This window comes from Flavobacterium aestivum, assembly GCF_026870175.2.
GTDB lineage: Bacteria > Bacteroidota > Bacteroidia > Flavobacteriales > Flavobacteriaceae > Flavobacterium > Flavobacterium aestivum.
The window spans coordinates 2651355-2675982 of record NZ_CP113977.2; the positions used below are offsets into that span (position 1 = coordinate 2651355).

Consider the following 24628-nt stretch of genomic DNA (forward strand, 5'->3'; position numbering starts at 1 on the left):
ATTACTTTTAAATGGATAGTTTTGATGAACTAATTCCATTTTTAGGAAGTAGTGTATTAGTGATAATTTTAATAAAAAAATAAAAGCAATAATGAAATTAGCTTCAATAGAAAACAAAACACGTGACGGAAAATTAGTTGTTGTAAGCAGAGATTTAACAAAAGCTGTAGACGTTTCTCAGATAGCACCGACAATGCAATTTGCTCTTGACAATTGGATTAATGTCGAAGAAAAACTAAAGCAAGTTTATGAAGATCTAAACAATGGAAGTGTCTCAAATATAATAGATTTTAATGAAGTAAAAAAAATGGCTCCAATTCCAAGAGCTTATCATTGGGCAGACGGAAGTGCTTATGTAACTCATGTTGAGTTAGTAAGAAAGGCTAGAAATGCTGAACTTCCTGAGTCGTTTTGGACAGATCCTCTTATGTATATGGGGGCTTCAGATGCTTTTATTGGAGCAAATGATGATATTGAGATTGAGGACGAAGAGTGGGGGATTGATTTTGAATCAGAAGTAGCAGTAATAACAGATGATGTACCTGCTGGAATTAGCCCAGAAGAGGCCATTAAACATATAAAGTTTGTAACAATAATCAATGATGTTTCTTTAAGAAATCTAATTCCAAATGAGCTTTCAAAACAATTTGGATTTTATCAATCGAAACCTTGGACATCTTTTGCACCAGTGGTAGTTTCTGTAGATGAGCTTAAAAATGAGTTTGTAGATGGAAAATTACATTTACCGCTAATTTCTATATTGAATGGTAAAGTTTTTGGAACACCAAACGCTGGTATAGACATGACTTTCAATTTTGGACAATTAATTTCTCACGCTGCAAAAACACGCTCCTTAATGGCAGGAACTGTTATTGGTTCTGGAACTGTTGCAAACCAGGGAAGTCCAACAGGTTCTAGTTGTATTGCAGAAGTAAGATGTTTGGAAACAATAAAAGACGGAAAGCCATCTACTTCGTATATGAAGTTTGGAGACACAATAGAGATTGAAATGAAAAATGCAGCAGGAGAATCTTTATTTGGTAAAATCAATCAAAAAGTAAAAAAGTACGAAAAGAAATAACAACTGTTGCTAACAAAGGCTTTGGTGTTGAGGTCGCTAAAATGTAAATGTCAGAATCGATTTTGCATTTCATCCAGAACACAAAGTTTTAAAATAGCAGTAGTTATTTTGAATAAGAAATTTTGTAATCTAAATTTTCTATATCCTTTTAGTGAATGAATTATAAAGAAGAACTCATTGAAATTATTAAAAAAGACAATTTTATTTTAGATATTTTACAGACAGTAAAAGATTTAGAATTAAATGATTGTTGGATTGGTGCAGGATTGGTAAGAAATAAAGTTTGGGATGTAAAACACGGGATTGCAAGAACTGAACTGAATGATGTTGATGTTATTTATTATAACTCATTAAATCTATCCGAAAGCGAAGATAAAGAGATAGAAGAAAAGCTAAAAAGGATAAAACCATTTGTTATTTGGTCAGTAAAAAACCAAGCCAGAATGCATTTACGCAATAATCAATCTGCCTATATAGATTGTGAAAATGCAATTTCATTTTGGCCAGAAACGGCAACTTCAGTAGCAATTAGGATTGGGAGTAATAATGAAATAGGAGTTATAGCTCCACATGGTTTAGATGATTTGTTTAATCTTATCGTAAAACCAACACCAAATTTTGACCTTAAAATTTATGAGAAAAGAATAAAGGAAAAACAATGGGGAATGATATGGAAAAAATTGAGTTATTAAATAATTCTTGGCTAGTATATGTCTTCCTGTGATTAAAACCTTTAGTTTAAAACGACAAAACCCTCAATAGATATTGAGGGTTTTGTCGTTTTTGCGGAGAAATAGGCTCCAATTTATAAAAGTGAGCGATTTCAAAACACTACTATTCTTGAGTAAGAATAGTAGTATTTGTCCAATCTTCTATATGTGAGATAACTGGTAGTATAGACTTACCTTTCTCAGAAAGTCCATAAAAAACTTCTGGCGGAAATGTATTGATTTGTGTTCGTTGAATAATACCTGAGGTTTCTAATTCTTTTAACTGTTCTAGCAAAACTTTTTTCGAAACTTTAGGTATGCTTCTCCATAGTTCTGTAAAACGGATATCTCCTTTTTTGAAGCAATGATATAGAATCAACGATTTCCATTTTCCTGAAAAAAGCTTAAAAAAAGTGTTTAACGGACAGCTTTCAAACTCATTATAATTCATAGGTTACAAATTTGTGAACAGTTCACCTATAGGTTCATTTCTTGTGGTCAAGATATAGACTGACTAGGTTTGCAGTGAACAAATTTAAAAATAATTATAACATGAAAGTAAGATTAATAAGAAACGCTACATTGTTGATAAGCATTAACGGGAAAAAAATATTGGTAGACCCAATGTTAGGAACAAAAGGCTCTTTGGGTAAATTTCCATGGATTGATGATATGCGCGAAAATCCGTTGGTTGACCTTCCGATTACAGAATTTGAACTGCATGATTTAATCGAACAAACAGATGCTGTACTTCTGACCCATTTGCATCCTGATCATTGGGATCCTAAAGCTCACGCAATTATTCCAAAAGATATGCCTATTTACTGTCAGCCGGATGATGTTCATGAGATTGAGCGATTGGGTTTTAAAAATAGTATTCCGGTTAATGAAAACGCCTTTTTTGATGAAATCGAAATGCTTCGTACAAATGGGAAACATGGATTAGGAGAGATTGGAGATTTGATGGGAAAAGTTAGTGGTTTTGTTTTACGCCATGAGGAAGAAACTCTTTATATCGCAGGAGATACTATTTGGTGTGACGATGTTGTTAATGCAATAGATGAGTTTAAACCCACATCAATAATTGTTAATGGAGGAGGAGCAAGATTTAGTATAGGGGAACATGTTACGATGAATACATCTGATATAAAAAAACTATCGGATTATTATTCAGGAGGTAAGATTGTCGTTGTTCACCTCGAAACTGTAAGTCCTGTAGTAGAGAATAGAAAAGACATTACGGATTTCTTATCAACGAACAACATCTTAGGACGTGTATTTGTACCTAATGATGGTGAGGAATTTTTGATGTAAAAGAAAGCAATCCTAAAGGTTGTAGAGAAAAAACTTCTGGTTTAAAATGATAAAGCCCTCAATAAATGTTGAGGGTTTTTTATTCAGTGTTGAAAGAGGTCCTAAACTTTTGTAATTAAATGCTTAAGTTTGTAACATGAGTACTACTATTAAAATTATATCATCGGAGGAATTTCCAAGACAATTTATGTCTGATGCTTCTTTAGATTTTGATTTTTTAAAAACTCCTTTACAGATATACGATTTGAATACAACAACAGAGTATATTCAGATTCCAACTCCACTCTTTAGACCTGATTATAATTTTATCGTTCATGTTACTAATGGTAGTGCAAAACAACAAGTAGATAATGAGGTAATATCTATAACAGAGAATGATGTTTTGTTTGTAAAACAAGGACATATTACCGCAATGAAAGAAATTGATCAGGAGATAACGGGCCATTTTATTTTATTTGAGGAAAGCGTCTTAAATCATATTCTGACTAAACAGGAGTTGATACAGATTTTTGCCACTAATTCAGTTATTAAATTGCCAAAAGAAACGAGTATATGGCTTAATTCTTTGTTTTGTTTATTAGGTCAAGAGTTTCGGGATGGAAATTCCAATATTGAAATTTGTTATTCGCTGATGCAAGGAGCTTTTCAAAAAATCATTTCTTCAAATAAGGAGTTTAATAAAGCGGTAAACCGTGGTAATGAAATCACTTTTTCCTTTAAAGAATTGGTTTATAAATACCACAGCCAAAATAAATCGGTGTCCTTTTATGCCGACAAATTAAAAATTTCTGTAAATTATCTGAATAGGTGTATTAAGCAAACCACCGGAATAGCTCCAAAAGAATGGATTAATAACGTTAGCATCCTACAAAGTCAGATTCTCTTGCAAGATCTAACTAAAGATATCTCCGAAATTGCTTTTGAATTGAATTACGAAGACCCTTCTTATTTTGGACGACTTTTCAAAAAAATAACAGGTACCACTCCTTCACAGTACCGAAGTTCACTTACGCACGATTTGTCCGAGTAACGGCAAACTAAATCCTAACAACAATTATTGATTTAACCGCACTTTTGTCTTCAGAAAATGGTAGAGGGCAGATATAGCTCGTGTGTTTAAATTTAATAAATGTTATTTTGAAAAAAGTACTGTTATTGGTTTTGTTGACCTTGTTTATTGGTCTTCCAAATAAATTTTATGCTCAATTAATAACAGATGGCGCTGGGGTTGGCGTTACTGTAAACGGAAAAAGCAGCTTTAGGAATTTGACTTCTGAAGATCCGTATTTTGGAAATGAATTCAAATATACCACCTACGATTATTGGTTGCCAATACCCTCTTTTAAAATTGGAAAAACTCGTATTCTTGGTATAGTCAACTATCGAGTATTAGACTTTACATTCGATAGAGAGATCACAACTAGTCCGAATTGCATCACAAAAATAAAAGAAATCAAGCCTACCATTGTTGTACGCCGTCCTTTTGGAAAAAGATGGGCCGCTTTTGGAATTTTCATACCTACCGTAGCATCAGATTTTAAAAACTCGTTTTCGTTGGATGATATGGTATTCGATGGCATTTTTGGAGTTTCAAAAAAGTTTGGAGAAAAATCAAATCTTGAAATTGGGATTGGACCACATGTTATGTATGCTTTTGGTAAGTTTTTGATAACGCCAGCTATATCTGTAGATTATAAGAGCAATGACGGAAAATGGTTTGCTCAGCTATATTGGCCAAGAGTGAATGTTTTTCGTAATCTGGGCAATAGTACACAGGTTGGTGTGGCGGGATCTATAGACTGGACACTTCATAATTTGCAAAACTACAAGAATAGCGAAGGTGAAGAGATTGATTATGCTCAGTTCTCGGCTATTCATGGCGGTTTGCAAATTAGCCAACGTCTTTTTGATGGGGTTTGGCTTCAGTTGCAGGGAGGTGTCGGCTTTGCAAATAAATACACGCTGTTTAATTCTAAGAATGACACCCTTAGTAACTATAACGCAAAAGAAATGCCTTATGTAAAAATGATGCTAACCTACCGTTTTGGAAAATAATAACAGAATCAAGAATACTATCAAAGAAATAAATTCAACAACAATAAATAAAATGAGAAAAATGAAAAAATTAATTCTAATTGTTCTAGTATTTGGGGTATCACATTTTGTTAATGCGCAACAACTAAAAATGAATGTTGATGTGACCAATGTTCAAAAAGGGAAGGGGACAGTCGTACTGAATGTCTATGACAAAAAAGAGAACTTTCTTAAAACTGCCTATTTCACGATGGTTCAAAAAGCAGATCAAGGAACCTTGAAATTTCAAGTTGATTTGCCAAGAGGGACTTATGCTATTACTGTTTTTCAAGATTTGGATAATAACGGTGATCTAAAAAGCAGTTGGTTGGGAGTACCTAAAGAGCCCGTAGGAAACAGCACTAATTTTAAGCCAGATGGTGGTGCACCTACGTTTCGAGATTGCTCTATTCATGTTTTAAAAAATGATTCAAAAATTACAATAGATCTTTATTAGGGATTGGAAACCCAAATTGGAAGGATGTAATTATTTACGTTTCAATTTTAAGATTTCTAAAAGTTTTAGGAAAATAGTTTTGACTTAAAACAACGAAACCCTCAATACGTATTGAGGTTTTCGTTTTTAAACTTCATTTTTTGAAGTATGATCCACTTTTGATTTTCCTTCGGGCATTAAGTGTTTCCCTTCATGTAAAATGTTATGATACCGGTTTGATATCCTTTCTAAGTAGAGTTTTGAATTTATTTTTTGCGCCATCTACATAATCATGGCTTTTGTTTAGAATTGTTTTTCTTGTTTCCGAACCTTTTTTAGGTGCGAACAAAACTCCTAGTAATGCTCCAGTGGCAGCGCCGCCTATAGCACTTAATATTATTTTATTTGTTTTCATAATTGTTTTTATTTTAATGATTTCCATTATTATGATGGTTATTATGGTGGTCATTATGATGATCAGATTTCATTTTAATTGTTTTTTGATGACCTTTATTGTACCCTTTGTGATATTTCACTTTATGATCATGATAATAGGTATAAGGTTTTGTTCCATGGTAATCTGTTAATACCACTTTATAGCCATTATATAAGTCATAATTTCTATACTTATAGGGCAAATTGTGGGTTCGTATCCAAACACCATTATTTAAGTAAATAAATTGTGTGGCCCGTATATCATAATAAACCTGAAGGTCTGGCAAATAATAATACTCTACTTCAGAATATCCTACGGGACCCCAAGGGGGAGGTAATCCAATGTTTACGTTTACTGAAACTTGTGCGTGAATTGTGGTAGTTATTATAAATAATACTCCAACTGTGATTAATTTTAATGTTTTCATCTTTTTCATCTTTTCATTTTTAAAAGTTTTGTCTGAGAATAGATTGATGTAACATAGAAATATATTTATTGCTTATTCTTTTATGATGCTCCAGAGTTGAAATTCGAAGACAGTTATCGCTGAAAATCTGTTATATCCAATTTTTGCTCCCATTCTTTTATCACTAAGCTAATTGGATTTATTATTTTACTCTCTTCTGTTTTAGCCCTTATTATTAGGGTTATAGGAAATTCTTTTTTCTATTCTTCCCGTTTTTAATTGGATCGTTAGGGAACCGTTAATTTTTTTAGCTTCCTGACGTGCCTGATTTATCGCTTCTTGCTTGGTGTGAAATACCCTTTCTACTTTTTCTTTTCCTTCTACCTTGATAGCCCATTCGTTTTCATAAGGGATTACGTAACGATCCTGACCATGAATTTTAACATCGGTAATCCTTGATTTTTCAGGATTATCCGTCTTAAGGCCATGTTCGGCAGCCCAGTCTTTAGCTCTACTAATAGCGGTGGCTATTGCAATCCCATCATCCATATGTCTTTCTTCAAGTAAAGCATTCGCTATTTCAATGGCTTTATTTCGTACTGCAGCAGGAAGATTCTTCATGGAGTTGGGATAATCTGTTTTTGTCCACGGCATAATATTTAATTTAAATTATTTTTTAAAGAGACCAATGAGTCCACCAGAGGCAAGAATGTGCTTATCCATTGCTTTGATAAGTGCATTTTCATCAGATGCTACAGATAAGTTTAATTTGGTATCGAGTGCATATATCTTAAAATTATAATGGTGTACATCTGGCGGTGGCGGGCAAGGCCCCATATATTTGTTTTGATTTTTTCCATTTTTACCTTGAATTCCAGAAGCACTATTTTCATCGATTGTGGTCATTACAGGAATATTCCACATAATCCAATGTGTGAATATGCCATTGGGCGCATCAGGATCATCAATGATAAGTACTAGAGACTTTGTGCCATAAGGAATATCTTTTATGACAAGAGCCGGATTGATATCGGACCCAACACAGGTGTATTTGGCGGGAATCAATTCATTGTTTGCGAAAGCAGGACTTTCGACTATCAGTGGTTTATTAAGAACAGTTTCCATAAGTATAAGGAATGATGTTTTCAGTATACGTCACATCATTGAAATGATTTTTTTCGGTTTTGTAACCGTCACTTCCATTTTTTTGGAATAGCTATCTACAGTATACCGTTGTCGTATTTTTGCATTGATATTATTTTCATCAGTATTATTGGGCAATGCAAAACTGCGAGAAAAGCTCCTGGATGAAAATTTATTACACTTGTAGTTTTTTATCAATTTTTACTTTTTTTTTAAAGTGTAAGTGTTTGAATGTGTGTATTGTGTGTTGATAAAAGTAATGATAAATATTGTATTATGGGGTTAAATTAATTATAAAACGTTATGGTAATTTAAAGATTTCTTAGAATAATGATGATTCAGTAGTATGGCTTATCTATAAAAATTAAATAGTTCAACGTGCCTCACTAAGCGGACTAAGCTTGCAGGATAAAATATTTGAAATTTTCTGTTTAGTGAATGGTAGTATATACGAGTCTATAATTTTATCATATATTATTTATAAATAAATGTTTAACTTATTGATAATGAATAATTAAGTAACTTTGTGTGATCGAAATTTAACAATTAGATTAAAAGCTAAATAATGATAAAATAATTAAAATTTAAAGTCATTTTTAGTGTTACCATTTTTAATAGTACTGTCATAATTATATGGCACAAATCGAAGTAAAACCCTAGAGAGAACGTCAAAAATAGACAATGGCAATGTAACAATTAGGGTAGGTGGGTAAACTGTTGGTATCGAAAACCAATCAATTATATATCGAGGAACATTTTGATATCATATGGTGTTATTATTAACTTAAAAAAGTGAACCTTAAAAAATAAACTAAAATGGGAAATTTACTCTATACGATTGCAGTAATATTAATTATAATATGGGCAATCAGTTATTTTGGCGGATTTGTGCCAGGTGGGTTAATTCATATTTTATTGGTAATTGCTTTAATTGCAGTTATCTTAAGGATTATTCAAGGAAAAAGACCTTTGTAAAATGCTTTTGTAAACTCTAAGACTTGTAATATTTGTAGAAGTTTTAGAGTTTATTAATGAGTAATCTTCTTTATCAAGAGATAATTCAATTATACTATTTCATGACTTTAGTTATTAAATTTCACCAACTTATCGAAAGTTAAAGTTTTTATTTAGAGTTAATTATGGAAAATCCAAAACTTAAGGCATTTATTCCTTTTTTTTATCTCGTTTGGTCAGATGATATTTTAACTCAAAAAGAATTTTTTACTTTACAAGAGTTTATCAATTCTCAGGACTGGATTTCCCAAAAAGAAAAAGACATACTCTTTTCAAAAATAAATATTTTAGCTCCACCATCACGAGAAGAACTTACTGGTTGGAAATCTGAAATGGAGAAAGTAATTCACTTAAAACCTTCAATCAGATCTATTCTTGGCATTTCCATTGTGCTTTCAAAAAATGACAAAATCATAAAAGATCTAAGATCAGCTTTCATAAAACTTGAAAATGATCTTGGAATTTTAGGCGAAGAAGCTATTGGGAATTTTAGGGAAAGTAAAAATACTTTTACTTTAAATCACCAAGCTGTTAATAGGTTCAATACGAAAAAGCTAACACAAGTTTTGGATGGAAAACAAAGTGCAATTATCAAGAAAGTAAAATCAGTTATTAGCCGACCGGAATTTGCATACGAAACTTCAACCGATACTGATGTTTATCGTGAAAAAGTATACCATTGGTGTAAAATCCTTGCCAAAGAAAATTTTGGGAATATGGCTTTTCCAAAGAAATACGGAGGTAGAGAAAATCTTGTGGATTATTTTACTGTCATGGAGACCCTGAGTTATTACGATTTGAGTTTGGTCATCAAGTTTGGTGTACAATTTGGGCTTTGGGGAATGAGTATACAATCGCTTGGTACAGAAAAACATTATAATAAATACTTAAAGGATATTGGTTCGCTGAAATTGCCCGGTTGTTTTGCAATGACGGAAACTAATCATGGTTCAAATGTCAAAGGACTTGAAACAACAGCGACCTATAATCACGTTGACCAAACATTTACGATTCATACACCGAATGCGAATGCTCAGAAAGAATACATAGGGAATGCTGCAAAGCATGGTCAAATTGCCACAGTATTTGCAAAATTAATCATTGACGGCAATGACTATGGTATTAATGCTTTCATCGTTCCGTTGCGTGATATGAACGGTAAAACACTGAAAGGTATTACTATTGGTGATTGTGGACTAAAAATGGGACTTAATGGCGTTGATAATGGGACCATCCGCTTTGAAAATGTTGTCATTTCAAAAGAAAATATGCTTGACCGGTTTGCTTCGGTAAATGAAAAAGGGAAATTTGAAAGTCCTATCCCAAGTGATAACCGACGATTTTTTACCATGCTTGGTACATTGGTAGGAGGAAGGATTGGAATACCGAGATCAGCATTGGCTGCAGCCAAATCAGGATTAGCAATAGCAATTATATACAGTGATAAACGCAGACAGTTTGGACCTGAAGGAGGTTCAGAAGTTCCAATCTTAAATTACCGTATGCACCAACGCCGACTAATTCCGTTACTTGCAAAAACATATGCGATGCATTTTGCGCTCCAATATGTAACTAATCGCTTCATTGATAAAAAGGAGTCTGAAGTCCAGGAAATAGAAGCTCTTGTTGCAGGAATGAAGGCCTATGTTACTTGGAGTACGAGAGATATTCTACAGGAATGCCGCGAAGCCTGTGGCGGAAAAGGATATTTGTCGGAAAATCGTATTGATGCTTTAAAGAATGATACTGAAATTTATACCACCTTTGAAGGGGATAATACCGTATTGATGCAATTGGTAGCTAAGAACCGTCTAGCTGAGTTTCGGAAATCATTTGGTGAAATGAGCACTATAGAAGTTATTAATTACGTTTATGAGAGTACCAAGACTAGAATTTCAGAAAAAAATCCGATTGTAACTCGAAAAACGGATGATGAGCATTTACTCGATAATGAGTTTCATTTGAATGCTTTTGAGTACAGGGAAAAAGCAACAGTGACTTCATTGGCAAAACGAATAAAAAAACTGATTGATAGCGGACTTGAGCCTTATGATGCATACAATGTAGTACAGCATCAAATGATTGATGTTTCCCAAGCTTATTTAGAACGAATAATCCTCGAACAGTTTCAAATTGCTGTACAATCCGTCAAGGATAAAAAGTGCAAGGAAGTAGTGTTGAAATTGAGCCAATTATATGCCCTTTCGCAAATTGAAAGAAATAAGGGCTGGTATCTTGAAGAGGGCTATATGGAAGCTGTTAAAACAAAAGCCATTCGTAAGATGGTGAATCAGCTTTGCTGGGAAATCAGGCAAGATGCTGTTTCTTTGGTAAAAGCATTCGATATCCCTGAAAGTTGCCTTGCTGCACCAATTGTTTTGTAATAAAACTAAAAGGGAAGAAAAGTAATTCTAAATCAAGTGATTTGATTATTTTGCTAAAGAGAGACTAGGATTAATTGAAATTTCATTATTTAAAAACCTCCAAAATCAAATGACTTTGGAGGTTTTTGGTTAGAGAGTATCTGATATTTTTAAATTTTTTACTTAATAATTATAAATTCTGATCGTCTGTTTTTTTGATGCTCTTCCTCAGTACATTTTACCCCATCAGAACATTTGTTTACTAATTGTGATTCACCATAACCTTTAGCAGTCAAACGATTGGCAGCAATACCATGTTCTATTAAAAAATTACGGGTCGATTGTGCTCTTCGCTCTGATAATTTAATGTTATAATCTTTAGAAGCTCTACTGTCGGTATGAGAACGAATTCCAATTTTTAAAGTTGGATTTTCTTCCATTACGGTCAAGATTTTTTCTAATTCAATTTTAGAATCTTCACGTATGTTGGATTTATCAAGGTCAAAATAAATAATCGGGATATTCAAAACTTTGGCTAAATCAGTTCCCTCAACAAGAGGAATAACGGTCTGTTTCAATCCAACAGTAACTTGTTTTTCTGGTGACTGATCCGTTTTAAAAGAGGTTTCACTAGTTCCATAATTTTCTTTTTCGCCTCTTACAAAATACTCTTCATTACAATCGGCTTTGAATTCAAATCTTCCCAACTCATCGGCTGTTGTTTTATAAATTTGCTTTTGCATCTTATCCAAAATGTAAACAGTAGCATTTGGAATCGCTATATTTTTGTCATTGTCCAAGATTGTTCCCTTTACATTTACCAAACATTTTTTGAACTTATAAATATCGTCAGATCCATTACCTCCTTCACGATTAGAACTTAGGACCCCATCAGTTTTATTTTCGTTAAGGACAAATGCGAAATCATCCATTTGCGTATTGATAGGTGTGCCGATGTTCGTAATGCTAGGATTGCTTTGATCTAAATTGGCTGTAAAAATATCTAAGCCACCCAGTCCCAAATGACCATCTGAAGCGAAGTACAATTGATTGTCTGAAGTTACGAAAGGAAAAGTTTCGCGACCTTCGGTGTTAATTGCTTTTCCTAAATTTTCCGGATTTCCAAAAGTTCCGTCCGGATTGATTGCTACCTTAAAAAGGTCAGACTGTCCCAAAGTTCCCGGCATATCAGAAGCAAAATACAGCGTTTTTTCATCAGGGCTCAAAGTGGGATGTGCTACACTGTAATTCTCTGAACAAAAAGGTAATTGGGTAATTTCATCCCATTTTCCATTTATTATTTTGCTTCTGTAAATTTTAAGCAAAGTTGTTTTCGAATCGTCTTTTCCTCTTTTTCCATCATTATAATTGTTTCGGGTAAAATAAACAGTTTGTCCGTCTTTGGTAAAAACAGGTGTCGATTCATTGTATTTGCTACTGATTTCTTTCGAAAATAATTCGGGGTTAGAAAAATTCCCATCATTGTCTATAGCGGAAGAATACAAATTAGAAAAATACTGTCCGGTCCAGTTTTGTTTTTTGTTTCTAACCAAATTATTGTCTCGAGTCGAAGTAAAAATTATTTTTTTATCAAAATAAGTTGCCCCATAATCTGAATATTGTGTGTTAATCCCAGCATTATTAACCTCATATTTTCCGGAATTGGCTTTAATTTCAGCTAAATAATCTTTTTTACCTTTAAATTCCAATGCTCTGGAATCATTTGGGACCAAATTACTGAATTGTCCCATTATTTTATCTGCCTTTTCAGGTTGGCCAGCCGCTTTAAGACTTTGAGCATAACGATAATAATATTCGGGTTGATCAGGAGTTTCTGTTGCAAAAAGTTTTTCATACCATTTTGCTGCTGTTGGAAGTTCTCCATTAAAGTAATAAGAATTGGCCAGTTTTTCAAAGACCTCTTTGGATTCATAGCCTTTATCAGCTACACGTTCATATACCTTGATGGCATCCATGTATCCTAATCGATCATATGTTTTATCTGCCTTTGCAATGGTTGTTTTTTGAGCCAATAAAACTGGATTAATCAATATAAAGGCTGTGACGATATAAATGAATTTTTTGAATTTCATAATCTTTAAATATTTAAGTATTAAAAGAATCTTGGAGTTATGATTTTGGCTATACTTGGGAATATTTCATAGCGCAGGAATATTTCATGCGACCCCGAATTATAGTTTGCCAAATTAGTTGTCTCGCGATCATAAGCATATCCAATATACATATTATCGTTAATTTGAAATCCGGCCATTGCGCTTACAGCTGCACTCCAGCGATAAGCTGCACCCAAAACAAATTTTTCATTAAAAAGGAAATTGGCCGAAACATCTACCTGCAAAGGAGCACCTTGAACGGTTTTAATCAGAGTGGCTGGCTTGAATTTTACCGAATCGGAAAGATCAAACACATAACCTCCTATTAAATAATAATGCATTTTCTCTTTATTGATAACCACTTCGTCTTTATAACGTTGGGTTTCTATAAAATAAGGGACAGACAAACCGATGTAAGCCTTGTCAGAATACCAGTAAACACCAGCTCCTATATTGGGAGAAAACTTATTATAGTTCTGCAACTTATTATCATTGCTTTGCTCAGGATTTAACTTAGAAGCATCTAAATTGAACAAATTGGCCGAAGCTTTAATACCAAAAGAAAGTTTATAGTTTTCTGAAGTTGGAATGGCATAAGCTATATCCGCTGAGAAATCATTTTGGGTAGTTGGACCAACTCTATGATTTTCAAAAGAAAATCCTAATCCTAGATGACTTTCATTAATAGGAGTGTTTACCGAAAAAGAATTGTCGACCGGTGCTCCATCCAATCCCACCCATTGGGTACGGTGCAAGGCAAAAATACTAATGGCCTCTCTGGTACCTGCATAAGCGGGATTGATGTTGACAGTATTATACATATATTGAGTATACTGGGGAATTTGTTGGGCAAAACCACTAAAACTCATCATTATCAAGATGTATGATATTACCCTTATTTTCATATATTTTTTATTTTTCATGATCATAGAATTTTATTTTTTTATGATATAAAGGATTCTTATCTAGTTAAATACAAATAACCTGCGGAGTTTTTGACCACATTGTTTGCCTTGGTATATTCTATTACATAATAATAGGTACCATCAGGCAAACCATCTGATTTATTGATCGTAGTCCTTCCTTCCGAGTATCCCTTAAAGGCAACTGTAGTGTTATCATATCCATTTCGTTCATAAACTAAAACACCCCATATATTATAAATCTGTACTCTGTTGGTTTTATACCTTTCTATATTATCTATATGGAAATGGTCGTTAGTTCCGTCTTCGTTAGGAGTAAATGCATTGTGAACAACAATGTCGCAACTTGCAGGAGAATCGTCTAAATCACATGCGTCGACAACGATGAATTCTACAATAGTAATACTGCAATTATTAGGATTTAATTTATCACAAATTTGATATTCAAGGGTATGAGTTCCAACATCTAACCCAGGCGGAATGGTGATATTGCCATTAGCATCAACTGAGAAACCGGATGAAGGCGGATTTACCAATTTAATGTCGACATTTGCAGGATTTACAGGTTGACCATTAAGCTTATCATTGCTGGTTACATTTGATAAAACACCTCCTGACGTGCTAACTGGATTTGCTGTATAATCATCCCTAACCGCAGCAATTTTATGTGCCGGAGCAGGTGTTACGCTTGGATTGTTGTTATTGCTAACAGGATCCGGTTGGTTTCCGGAAATTGTAGCAGTATTGGTATAAACACCGCTTTCATTTACTTTGGCCGTAACGGTCAATACTACACTGCCACCATTTAAAAGGTTTCCGATAGTCCAAAGACCTGTAGTGTTATTATATGTAGTGCCTACCGCAGCTGTTGCACTTACAAAAGTATAACCCGATTGCAATAACTCTGTAACTTGAACCCCGGTGGCATCACTAGGTCCTGAATTGGTAGCCGTAAGGGTAAAAGTGACATTGTCGCCAACATTTGGAGTAGGATTGTCTACAGTTTTAGTAACTGCCAAATCGCTACTTGATACCGGTGTTGGAGTACTCGCACTTGTATTATTCCCCATTGTAGGATCAGATTCATTTCCAGAAATGGATACCGAGTTAGTATAGTCGTTCGTTGCACTTGCAATAACTTTAGCAACTATGGTTAAAGTTGCGTTTGCTCCATTGGCCAAATTACCTATTGTCCATGTAGTCCCATTATAGGTCCCTACGGATGGGTTAGCGCTTACAAAGATATAACCTGTTGGTAGCGTTTCGGCAACGTTTACTCCTGTGGCATTACTAGGCCCATTGTTGGTGGCTGTTATTGTAAAAGTTACATTCGAACCAACTGTTGGAGAACCTGTACTTACCGTTTTTACAACTGCCAAATCGCTACTAGATACCGGTATTGGTGTAACTATACTTGAATTATTCCCAGATACAGGATCCGATTCATTTCCTGAAATGGATGCCGTGTTGGTATAGTCGTTCGTAGCACTTACAATAACTGTAGCAACTATTGATAGAGTTTCGGTTGCTCCATTGGCCAAATTACCTATTGTCCATGTAGTCCCATTATAGGTCCCTACGGATGGGTTAGCGCTTACAAAGGTATAACCTGTTGGTAGCGTTTCGGCAACGTTTACTCCTGTGGCATTACTAGGCCCATTGTTGGTGGCTGTTATTGTAAAAGTTACATTCGAACCAACTGTTGGAGAACCTGTACTTACCGTTTTTACAACTGCCAAATCGCTACTAGATACCGGTATTGGTGTAACTATACTTGAATTATTCCCAAATACAGGATCCGATTCATTTCCTGAAATGGATGCCGTGTTGGTATAGTCGTTCGTAGCACTTACAATAACTGTAGCAACTATTGATAGAGTTTCGGTTGCTCCATTAGCCAAATTACCTATTGTCCATGTTGTCCCATTATAGGTTCCTACAGATGGGTTAGCGCTTACAAAGGTATAACCCGTTGGCAGGGTTTCGGTAACTTTTACCCCTGTGGCATCACTAGGCCCATTGTTAGTGGCTGTTATTGTAAAAGTCACATTCGTACCTACTACAGGAGATCCATTACTTACTTGTTTATCAACTGCTAAATCGCTACTAAATACCGGTGCTGGTGTAACTGTACTTGTATTATTTGGTAGTGCAGGGTCCAGTTCATTTCCTGAAATGGATACTGAGTTGGTATAGGATCCACTGGCATTAACCGTAGCTATTATAGTTAAAGTTTCGTTTGCTCCATTAGCCAAATTGCCTATTGTCCAGATTGTCCCATTATAGGTTCCCACAGATGGGGTAGCGCTTACAAAGGTATACCCAGTTGGCAGCGTTTCGTCAACTTTTACCCCAGTAGCATCACTAGGACCATTGTTGGTGGCTGTAATAGTAAAAGTCACATTGGTACCAACTATTGGAGAACTTGTACTTACCACTTTATTAACTGCCAAATTGCTACTTGGTACAGGTAGTGGTGTAACTGTACTTGTATTATTTGGACTTGTAGGATCCGGCTCAGCTCCTGAAATAGTTACCGAGTTAGCATAGGATCCAGTAGCATTGACTGTAGCAACTATCGTTAAAGTAGCACTTGTTCCATTAGCCAAATTGCCTATTGCCCAAGTTGTCCCATCATAAGTTCCCATAGATGGGGTTGCATTTACAAAAGTATAACCTGATGGTAGTGTTTCTGCAACATTTACATTTGTGGCATCACTTGGCCCATTGTTGGTAGCCGTTATCGTAAAAGTAACATTTGTTCCAACTATTGGAGAATTGGTACTTACCGTTTTAACAACAGATAAATCGGAGCTAAATACTGGTACCGGTGTAACTGTACTTGTATTATTTGGTAGGGTAGGATCCGGTTCATTTCCTGAAATGGTTACCGTGTTGGTATATGGACCACTGTTATTGACTCTGGCAACTATCGTTAAAGTGGCGCTGGCTCCATTGGCCAAATTGCCTATAGCCCATGTACTTGTACCATCATATGATCCTGCCGATTGGCTAGCACTTATAAAGGTATAACCAGTTGGAAGTGTTTCTGCAACATTTACATTTGTGGCGTCACTAGGACCGTTGTTAGTAGCCGTTATCGTAAAAGACACATTCGTACCGACTATTGGAGAATTGGTATTAATCGTTTTAACAATAGATAAATCGGCTCTAAATATAGGTACTATTGGTTCAGCTGTACTTGTGTTATTTGACATTTCAGGATCTGTTTCAGTTCCTGAAATGGTTGCCGTGTTGTCGTATGGGCCACTTGCCTTAACTGTGGCAACAATTGTTATGGTAGCGCTGGCTCCATTGGCCAAATTGCCTATAGTCCAGTTTGGCGCTGTCCAGGTCCCAGTACTTGGGGTTGCACTTACAAAAGTATAGCCTGATGGTAATACATCTTGTACATTCACATTTGTGGCATCACTTGGACCGTTGTTAGTAGCCGTTATCGTAAAACTTACATCTGTTCCAACTATTGGGGTACGTGTGCTAACTGTTTTAACTACTGATAAATCACTACTTGCCACCGGTGTTGGTGTACTTGTACTTGTATTATTTGTTGGATCAAGATCAACTGGATCACTTCCCGAAATAGATGCCGTGTTGGCATAGTCGTTCGTAACACTTACGTTAACCTTGGCAACAATCGTTAAGGTGGCGCTTGCACCATTGAGCATATTACCTATAGTCCATGTAGTTGTGCCATCATATGACCCCACTGATGGGCTAGCACTTACCAATGTATAACCTGATGGTAGCGTTTCTGCGACAGTCACGCCTGTGGCATCACTTGGCCCGTTGTTGGTGACTGCAATTGTAAAAGTTACATTCGTTCCTACTCTTGGAGAATTGGTACTAACCGTTTTAACAACTGATATATCTGCGTTTGGTGTTGCTGTAGGTGTAACTGTACTTGTATTATTTGAAGTTACTGGATCTGTTTCATTTCCTGAAATAGATGCCGTGTTTGCATAGTCGTTCGTAGCACTTACAATAACTGTAGCAACAATTGTTAAAGTTTCGTTTGCTCCATTAGCCAAATTACCTATTGCCCAGGTTGTTCCATTGTAGGTTCCTACAGATGGGGTGGCACTTACAAAGGTATAACCCGTTGGTAGTGTTTCGGCAACGTTTACTCCTGTGGCATCACTTGGTCCATTGTTGGTGGCTCTTATTGTAAAAGTTATATTAGTTCCTACTATTGGATTTCCAAGATTAGTAGTTTTAACAACTGACAAATCGCTACTTGCCACAGGTATTGGTGTAACTGTACTTGTATTATTTGGAGTTGTAGGATCCGGCTCAGCTCCTGAAATGATTACCGAGTTAGTATAGGATCCTGTAGCATTGACTGTGGCAACTATCGTTAAAGTAGCACTTGCCCCATTAGCTAAATTACCTATTGCCCAATTAGTTGTGCCATTATAGGTTCCCGCTGATGCTGTTGCATTTACAAAGGTATAACCTGATGGCAGTGTTTCTGCAACATTCACATTTGTAGCATCACTTGGACCGTTGTTGGTGGCAGTTATCGTAAAAGTAACATTTGTACCAACTATTGGAGAATTGGTATTAACCGTTTTAACAACAGATAAATCAGTACTAAATACCGGTAATGGTGTAACTGTACTTGTATTATTTGGCAGTGCAGGATCCGGTTCATTTCCTGAAATAGATACCGTGTTGGCATAGGGTCCGCTGGCATTAACTCTGGCAACTATTGTTAGGGTTTCGTTTACTCCATTAGCCAAATTACCTATTGCCCATGTTGTTCCATTATAGGTTCCCACAGATGGGGTGGCACTTACAAAGGTATAACCGGCTGGTAGTGTTTCTGCAACGTTTACTCCTGTAGCATTACTTGGTCCATTGTTAGTAGCCGTTATTGTAAAGGTAACATTTGTACCTACTACAGGTGATCCGTTGCTAACCGTTTTAACAACTGATAAATCGGAACTTGCCACTGGCGTTGGCGTACTTGTACTGGTATTATTTGGCAGTGTAGGATCCGGTTCATTTCCTGAAATTATTGCCGTGTTAGCATAAGACCCACTAGCGTTAACAATAGCAACTACTGTTAAAGTAGCGCTTGTACCACTGGCCAAATTTCCTATCGCCCAAGTTGTTCCATTATAGGTTCCCACTGATGGAGTTGAATTTGCCAATGTATAACCCGTAGGCAGCGTTTCGGCAACGTTTACTCCTGTGGCATCACTTGGACCATTGTTAGTAGCGGTTATCGTAAAAGTTACATTTGCCCCTACTGTTGGAGTGCTAGTACTAACTGTTTTAACAACCGATAAATCGCAACTTGAAACCGGTGCTGGTGTAACGGTACTTGTATTATTTGCCGGTACAGTATCTGACTCATTTCCTGAGATGATCGCTGTGTTGGCATAGGATCCGCTAGCATTAACTTTGGCAACTACCACTAAAGAGGCACTTGCTCCATTGGCTAAATTACCTATACTCCAGTTTGGCGCTGTCCATGTTCCTGTACTTGGGGTAGCACTTACAAAGGAATAACCAGATGGTAACGTATCTACAATATTCACTCCGGTTGCGTTAACCGGTCCATTATTGGTAGCTGTTATCGTAAAAGTTGCATTTGTTCCTATGGTTGGCGTTGGGTTATTAATCGTTTTGACAACTGCTAGATCTGAGCCTATTACAGGAACGGTAACAATTGCATCTTCACAATTCGTAGGATTTGTTTTCTCACAAATTCTATAGGTTAGCGTATAATTTCCTGCAGGTGTTCCTGGAGCAACTACAACATCTGTTCCTGATAAACTGATTCCTGCATTGGTCGAACTTCCGAAAAAGATATTTACATTTAGTGTTGTTGCTTGATTTCCATTTAAGGTGTCGTTTGACAATACATTCGTTAATGAGGTTCCTCCGGTGAGTCCGTTTACTGGAGTTCCAACATCATCATTGGCAATAATTACAGATAATGGTGTACCAACTATAGCAGTATCTGTACATCCATTAGTGTTGGTCCATATAAAATTATAAACCCCTGATGGAGTATCAAAACCTGTAATAGTGGTTGTTGGACTAGTTGGATCATTGATTGTTACCGGATCAGGATTGCTTCCCAGTGCCGTCCATGTACCTGTTCCAACTGCTGCCATAGTTGCAGAAAGCCCTACAAATGTTGACTGGTCAGGACCAGCATAAGCTGTAGAAACAGTCACTGAGGCTGGTAAACTTTCTACTCCTGCGGCATCTATTTCGCTGAAAGTAAATGATATCGTGTCAAAACCGGCGTTAGGATCTACAGTTAATAAATTAGGATTGTAATTTGAAATTATCTGTCCTGCTGTTACTGCAACATTATTATAATATAAAACCCCATTGGTTGGTAGGGTTACAATTTTTATAGTGTTAGTACTACTGGTACCATTATAAGTACCATCTTCAATATCGGTACCTGTTAAAACCGGCACGCTTACCTTGGTATTTCCACCAGGATCAACTTGACATGAGGATGCAGAATTAGCAACTGGTCGATTATCAATTCCAAAATTTGCATTTGCCACAGCGGTTATACCTATAGTGACATTGGTCAAAATACCATTTACAGAACCGTCATTACCTGCTGCTGTCCCAAGATTTTCTCCTGTGTTAACCCAGCCTGAAGGCAAACTGGCACTCGGAGCCGGAGAACCAACAGTACCTGCTGTTGTACTCAAAACAATGCTATAGGTGCCAGCGATAGGACTTACTAATGAAAAATTATAAGTTCCATTTGCGGCTACAATAGCATTAGCCACTACGTTTCCTGAGCTGTTAACTAATACTGCGGTCAAACCACCGGCATTAGTACCTGTTCCGTTTACCGTATTGGCTGGACTGCCATTTAGACCATTAGCATCATTAAAAACAGTACCACTTAGTTGTAAATTAGCATAATCCTCAACTTCTCCATTTGTGTAAATATCATCATATCCTGTAAAATCTATTGGTATGCTGGCTACTATAAGTCTGGTTTTATATGTTGATGAAGCCCCCGCAGGTGCAACAACTGTTGCAGTAATTGTACTTCCCGCAGTACCACTGCCATTGTAAAAAGCACTATTGCCATTACCATCAACATCATTAGAAAAATCCCCATCATTATTCCAGTCAAACCATAATCCATAATTTACTGTTGTACCTGGGGTATTACTATTTAAACTGATATTGGTGGTAATTGTTGTTCCCGAAGTAGAAGGTATGCTCAATCCATCATCAAAAGTATCAGCCGTTGCCGTTACATTTCGTAATGGACTTGTTTCAATGCTTACTCCGCTACCTGCCCATACAGCACCGTTATTTCCTGAAGGCACACCCGCAGTAATACAACTCAATATTTTTGCTTGTGCTACCGGCCATGTTGATGTTAAGTCATTATAATCATAATCATCAATTTTTTTTACTTCGTAGTTGTAAGAAGAACTACAACCTCCACCGGCACTGGTACCAGTTAGCGTATAAGTACCCGGTACTGTTACTGAAAGCGAATTTCCATTAACAACAGTGGCATTGTTACTATTCGTCCAACTATAGGTGAGACTTCCCGATGCAGAACCTCCTGAATGAAACAAAACGGACGCTGGTATTGCGGTTTTTGCAATACTAGGTCCTTGATAAGAAACCGATAAAGCGCCCGCACCTGATGAACTATCAAAATAATTCATTTCAATAGTATGATAGCCAGCAGTAAGTGAAAATGCTGTTGAGGCAACTTCTGTTATGGTATGCCCCCCATCATTACTTACTCGTAAAGATCCATCTATATATAAATTGCTTCCGTCTTTACTATTGGTATAAAAAGTATACGTTCCTGCATTGGTAATATTAATAAATCCTTTGTACTTCACTCCATAAGCCGTTGAGGATGCCGGGGTAATACCGGTAAGACCAGTAAGGTTCATTTGAGATGCCACACCTATGTTAGTAGGGTTTTGATTGTAAAAGCCTCGTACTATTGTCGTAAAATCTGAACTGGTAAAAAGCGAAGTGGCATCATAAGGACTATAGGTTTCATAATTTAACCCTGCAGTATAGCCAGCAGCAGAAAGTGAGACAGAAGGTGTACCACAATTTAATTTATCTGAACCTAATATAGTGACTGTAAAAGGTGTTACTACACTAGGATCTACTGTTAGTGTAGTGCTTTTTGATATTAAACAACCGTATTTATCAATATAAGTGCAAGTATAAGTACCTTCATGCGAAGCATTAAGAGTATTAATGTCAAAATTAGCCTCGGTACTGGTAAAACCATTTGGTCCCGTCCAACTTATACTCGTTGGAACTGCTTCTGCAGGAACAGGTACTGAGGTAAAATGGACAGCTGCACCGGTACACGCTGTTGGGTTATTTGGAGATACAGTAATATCGGTCATAGGAAGATTTACTGTCAAATTTTCTGTATAAGTACAACCATTAGAATCGGTTACAGTTAACACGTAGGTTCCCATATCAGCAGCCGTATAACTACTAAGAACCGGATCTGATATGTTGCTGGTAAAACCATTTGGCCCTGTCCAACTGTAACTGGAGATCGTTGTATTATATTGAATGGAACCACTTTTTAACTCTAGGGTGTTAGAACCGCAAACATGATTTGCAGTAGGAAACAAAACTACATTACCAAAATCAGAGAAATTACTGAAATCGCCACCACCACCACCGGCAGTTGAGTACATGTTTTGATAAAATAAGAATTTACCCGATGTCGGGTTTGTATTTTTTATGATCAAAGTTCTACCCGGAGAAATATTTGGAATGGTATTCATTTGTTTGTGCATATATTTCCAGCCAGGTAAGCCGGGAACATCAACAAAATCTGAAGCCATTATAGCGGTTGGCACAGCAACACCATTACTTGTTACGGTAAATTCATCCTCGGATCCACTGGGAACCACTATGTTAAAAAAGGAAGAACTAGCCGAAGTAGGATATTGAAAAGCCAAAGAGCTAATACCCTTACAACTGGCAACGGGGGTCAAAATCCCAGACCCTAATTCGGCACCGGCACCTCCTAACTGGTAGGCAGAAATGGGTTTGTCCGAAGATATATAAGCAGCATTTTTTCCTGCCGGCAGGTCATAACGCACCATTTGGCCTTGATCAACAACTCTGGTAGTAGTAGTGGTACCATCAAAAATTGTTATTGTGGTACCATTTTGGCTCCCTGTCAGGAAAATACTTTCAGCTATTGAAAGATTGGTACGTATATGTACATAAGCATTTCCGAGTTTGCTGACTGGTACCAGCTGATCTCCACCATTGTCAGCAGCGCCACCAGCCTGTATTAAATCATCACTATAGGTTACTACGACAAGTTTAGTAGAAGTAACTGTCGTCCCTGCCAAATGTTTTCCACTCTTTGTCGTACTTTCGGCTCGATAACTTTGACCTTTATTAAGTGTGATGTTAAAAGGCACATTGGCACCATGACCAATAATTGCCTCAGAAGGTGTAACGGTAACAATCGTATTGTCTTCAGTAGCTGTAATGACTGTTTCAGCATTTGCTCCTGCATACGCACCTCCAATCGCATATAAATTTTGACCTGGTACTATAAAAGAAGTACCTAAAGCATTTGGCCCACGCAACGGAATAGTACCATAATTATTACCTGTTTCATTAGCATAATAAGCTCCCATTTGTCCCCAAATACGGATACGAAGCCCTCTGTCTACAATGCTATTGGCTGGTGAAACAGTAATGGCTGCAATGAAGGATGACATATCCACAATTGCGGAACCACCAGCAGCCACTGTCCCGGTAAGGGGAGTACCGCCATTAAATGCAGCATTTGCAGGCATATCAATTGCATAAGTATTGGTTCCTGTACCCACTCCGGTAAAGTGAATTTTTTGAGGGGAGTTATATCCAGGTGCCCAGCCTGGCACACCAAACCAGAATTCAAAATCAACAGGGGTTGATGGTACTTGCGCATTAGCTGAAAATCTCGGGAATAAAAATAAAAAGAGTAACAACAAAAAGTGAATGTACTTTTTTTTCATCGTAAATAGATTTTAGTTAGGATTTGTATGCAAAAATTTGTGGCAAAAATAAAATTTAGATTACAACTTATAAAAAAATATTAAGACTGACAAAATTCATTTTATATTTTTAGTTGCCATATCTGTAACATCTTTTTTTAAATCTAGTCGTAAACAACTATTTCATAAGTATTATATAAATTTTGCTAATAGATGTTATGTGGCATTTTTTTACAAGATTTGATTTAATATTAAAATCAAAACACCTTAATAAAAAACTGTACACTAATAAATCAATTTTCACTCAGTGAGTCAAAATATTGTATAAAGTATTAAATGTCAGTGGTTTAATCTTCTTGCTTTGTTGAAACAAATTATATGTGACATATATTAATAATAATGTTTAAAATTAGTGCTTTACTAATAAGTTTAACTAATAAAGTGTGTAGATAAAAAACTAGTATGCTGTAGAATTTGTTCTACAAAAAACATTGTCATATGAAGGATGCAAGTAGAAAAGTCAGGATTTAGGTTTTATAATCGGAGACTTTTTTTATTGGAAAAAAGAAGGCATCGAAAGCCTTGAAATTCAATGAAGAATT

At 36.1% G+C, this 24628-nt stretch carries 17 protein-coding genes; 8 read left to right on the top strand and 9 right to left on the bottom strand.

The window, feature by feature from the left end:
* Positions 1-91: 91 nt before the first annotated feature.
* Both OZP08_RS11570 and OZP08_RS11575 read left to right on the top strand, forming a co-directional pair.
* Complete coding sequence (locus tag OZP08_RS11570; RefSeq protein WP_281321888.1) at positions 92-1081, top strand: fumarylacetoacetate hydrolase family protein; 990 nt, start codon at positions 92-94, stop codon at positions 1079-1081.
* 155 nt (positions 1082-1236) lie between these two features.
* Positions 1237-1773 carry a nucleotidyltransferase family protein gene (locus OZP08_RS11575; protein WP_268846244.1) on the top strand — a complete coding sequence of 179 codons (537 nt, stop codon included), beginning with the start codon at positions 1237-1239 and terminating at the stop codon, positions 1771-1773.
* A gap of 142 nt (positions 1774-1915) precedes the next feature.
* Here the strand turns inward: OZP08_RS11575 and OZP08_RS11580 are convergent, their stop codons facing one another.
* Positions 1916-2242, bottom strand: a complete 327-nt coding sequence (locus tag OZP08_RS11580; RefSeq protein ID WP_268846245.1) for a winged helix-turn-helix transcriptional regulator — start codon at positions 2240-2242, stop codon at positions 1916-1918.
* A 101-nt stretch (positions 2243-2343) separates the two neighbouring features.
* Here OZP08_RS11580 and OZP08_RS11585 point away from each other — a divergent pair, with 101 nt between their 5' ends.
* The 4 genes from OZP08_RS11585 (at position 2344) to OZP08_RS11600 (ending at position 5635) form a co-directional block, all read left to right on the top strand.
* Positions 2344-3105: an MBL fold metallo-hydrolase gene (locus OZP08_RS11585; protein ID WP_268846246.1), complete on the top strand. Its 762-nt coding sequence runs from the start codon at positions 2344-2346 to the stop codon at positions 3103-3105.
* A 136-nt stretch (positions 3106-3241) separates the two neighbouring features.
* A complete protein-coding gene (locus tag OZP08_RS11590; RefSeq protein WP_268846247.1) occupies positions 3242-4135 on the top strand; it encodes a helix-turn-helix domain-containing protein in 894 nt (297 codons plus the stop codon).
* A 107-nt stretch (positions 4136-4242) separates the two neighbouring features.
* Entirely contained in the window at positions 4243-5160 is a 918-nt protein-coding gene (locus OZP08_RS11595; RefSeq protein WP_268846248.1) for a DUF6268 family outer membrane beta-barrel protein, read from the top strand.
* A 61-nt stretch (positions 5161-5221) separates the two neighbouring features.
* On the top strand, positions 5222-5635 hold the full coding sequence (locus OZP08_RS11600; protein WP_268846249.1) for a DUF2141 domain-containing protein: 414 nt from the start codon (positions 5222-5224) through the stop codon (positions 5633-5635).
* Between the two features lie 202 nt (positions 5636-5837).
* Here the strand turns inward: OZP08_RS11600 and OZP08_RS11605 are convergent, their stop codons facing one another.
* The 5 genes from OZP08_RS11605 to OZP08_RS19725 all read right to left on the bottom strand — a co-directional run bounded on the left by OZP08_RS11605 (position 5838) and on the right by OZP08_RS19725 (position 7797).
* Complete coding sequence (locus OZP08_RS11605) at positions 5838-6029, bottom strand: YtxH domain-containing protein (RefSeq protein WP_281321889.1); 192 nt, start codon at positions 6027-6029, stop codon at positions 5838-5840.
* Between the two features lie 13 nt (positions 6030-6042).
* Complete coding sequence (locus tag OZP08_RS11610) at positions 6043-6477, bottom strand: hypothetical protein (RefSeq protein WP_281321890.1); 435 nt, start codon at positions 6475-6477, stop codon at positions 6043-6045.
* A 201-nt stretch (positions 6478-6678) separates the two neighbouring features.
* Positions 6679-7110 (bottom strand): DUF2188 domain-containing protein, encoded by a 432-nt coding sequence (locus tag OZP08_RS11615; RefSeq protein WP_281321891.1) that lies wholly within the window; start codon positions 7108-7110, stop codon positions 6679-6681.
* Between the two features lie 15 nt (positions 7111-7125).
* Complete coding sequence (locus OZP08_RS11620) at positions 7126-7581, bottom strand: YbhB/YbcL family Raf kinase inhibitor-like protein (RefSeq protein ID WP_268846252.1); 456 nt, start codon at positions 7579-7581, stop codon at positions 7126-7128.
* Positions 7582-7611: 30 nt separating this feature from the next.
* Positions 7612-7797 (bottom strand): Hsp20 family protein, encoded by a 186-nt coding sequence (locus OZP08_RS19725; protein ID WP_432419623.1) that lies wholly within the window; start codon positions 7795-7797, stop codon positions 7612-7614.
* Positions 7798-8415: 618 nt separating this feature from the next.
* Here OZP08_RS19725 and OZP08_RS11625 point away from each other — a divergent pair.
* Positions 8416-8574: a lmo0937 family membrane protein gene (locus OZP08_RS11625; protein WP_268846253.1), complete on the top strand. Its 159-nt coding sequence runs from the start codon at positions 8416-8418 to the stop codon at positions 8572-8574.
* A 164-nt stretch (positions 8575-8738) separates the two neighbouring features.
* Positions 8739-10997 (top strand): acyl-CoA dehydrogenase family protein, encoded by a 2259-nt coding sequence (locus OZP08_RS11630; protein ID WP_281321892.1) that lies wholly within the window; start codon positions 8739-8741, stop codon positions 10995-10997.
* 158 nt (positions 10998-11155) lie between these two features.
* Here OZP08_RS11630 and OZP08_RS11635 read toward each other — a convergent pair whose 3' ends face one another.
* Genes OZP08_RS11635 through OZP08_RS11645 form a run of 3 tightly spaced genes read right to left on the bottom strand, consistent with a single transcriptional unit; the run spans position 11156 to position 24047 of the window.
* Positions 11156-13069 (bottom strand): OmpA family protein, encoded by a 1914-nt coding sequence (locus OZP08_RS11635; protein ID WP_268846255.1) that lies wholly within the window; start codon positions 13067-13069, stop codon positions 11156-11158.
* A gap of 20 nt (positions 13070-13089) precedes the next feature.
* Positions 13090-13995, bottom strand: a complete 906-nt coding sequence (locus tag OZP08_RS11640; protein WP_268849491.1) for a PorP/SprF family type IX secretion system membrane protein — start codon at positions 13993-13995, stop codon at positions 13090-13092.
* Positions 13996-14051: 56 nt separating this feature from the next.
* On the bottom strand, positions 14052-24047 hold the full coding sequence (locus tag OZP08_RS11645; protein ID WP_281321893.1) for a T9SS type B sorting domain-containing protein: 9996 nt from the start codon (positions 24045-24047) through the stop codon (positions 14052-14054).
* Between the last annotated feature and the right edge of the window lie 581 nt (positions 24048-24628).

Excerpts from the sequence above, each read along its gene's own strand:
- OZP08_RS11570 (WP_281321888.1), top strand. The coding sequence starts at position 92 with ATGAAATTAGCTTCAATAGAAAACAAAACACGTGACGGAAAATTAGTT.
- OZP08_RS11575 (WP_268846244.1), top strand. The coding sequence starts at position 1,237 with ATGAATTATAAAGAAGAACTCATTGAAATTATTAAAAAAGACAATTTT.
- OZP08_RS11580 (WP_268846245.1), bottom strand. The coding sequence starts at position 2,242 with ATGAATTATAATGAGTTTGAAAGCTGTCCGTTAAACACTTTTTTTAAG.
- OZP08_RS11585 (WP_268846246.1), top strand. The coding sequence starts at position 2,344 with ATGAAAGTAAGATTAATAAGAAACGCTACATTGTTGATAAGCATTAAC.
- OZP08_RS11590 (WP_268846247.1), top strand. The coding sequence starts at position 3,242 with ATGAGTACTACTATTAAAATTATATCATCGGAGGAATTTCCAAGACAA.
- OZP08_RS11600 (WP_268846249.1), top strand. The coding sequence starts at position 5,222 with ATGAAAAAATTAATTCTAATTGTTCTAGTATTTGGGGTATCACATTTT.
- OZP08_RS11605 (WP_281321889.1), bottom strand. The coding sequence starts at position 6,029 with ATGAAAACAAATAAAATAATATTAAGTGCTATAGGCGGCGCTGCCACT.
- OZP08_RS11610 (WP_281321890.1), bottom strand. The coding sequence starts at position 6,477 with ATGAAAACATTAAAATTAATCACAGTTGGAGTATTATTTATAATAACT.
- OZP08_RS11615 (WP_281321891.1), bottom strand. The coding sequence starts at position 7,110 with ATGCCGTGGACAAAAACAGATTATCCCAACTCCATGAAGAATCTTCCT.
- OZP08_RS11620 (WP_268846252.1), bottom strand. The coding sequence starts at position 7,581 with ATGGAAACTGTTCTTAATAAACCACTGATAGTCGAAAGTCCTGCTTTC.
- OZP08_RS11625 (WP_268846253.1), top strand. The coding sequence starts at position 8,416 with ATGGGAAATTTACTCTATACGATTGCAGTAATATTAATTATAATATGG.
- OZP08_RS11630 (WP_281321892.1), top strand. The coding sequence starts at position 8,739 with ATGGAAAATCCAAAACTTAAGGCATTTATTCCTTTTTTTTATCTCGTT.
- OZP08_RS11635 (WP_268846255.1), bottom strand. The coding sequence starts at position 13,069 with ATGAAATTCAAAAAATTCATTTATATCGTCACAGCCTTTATATTGATT.
- OZP08_RS11640 (WP_268849491.1), bottom strand. The coding sequence starts at position 13,995 with ATGAAAATAAGGGTAATATCATACATCTTGATAATGATGAGTTTTAGT.
- OZP08_RS11645 (WP_281321893.1), bottom strand. The coding sequence starts at position 24,047 with ATGAAAAAAAAGTACATTCACTTTTTGTTGTTACTCTTTTTATTTTTA.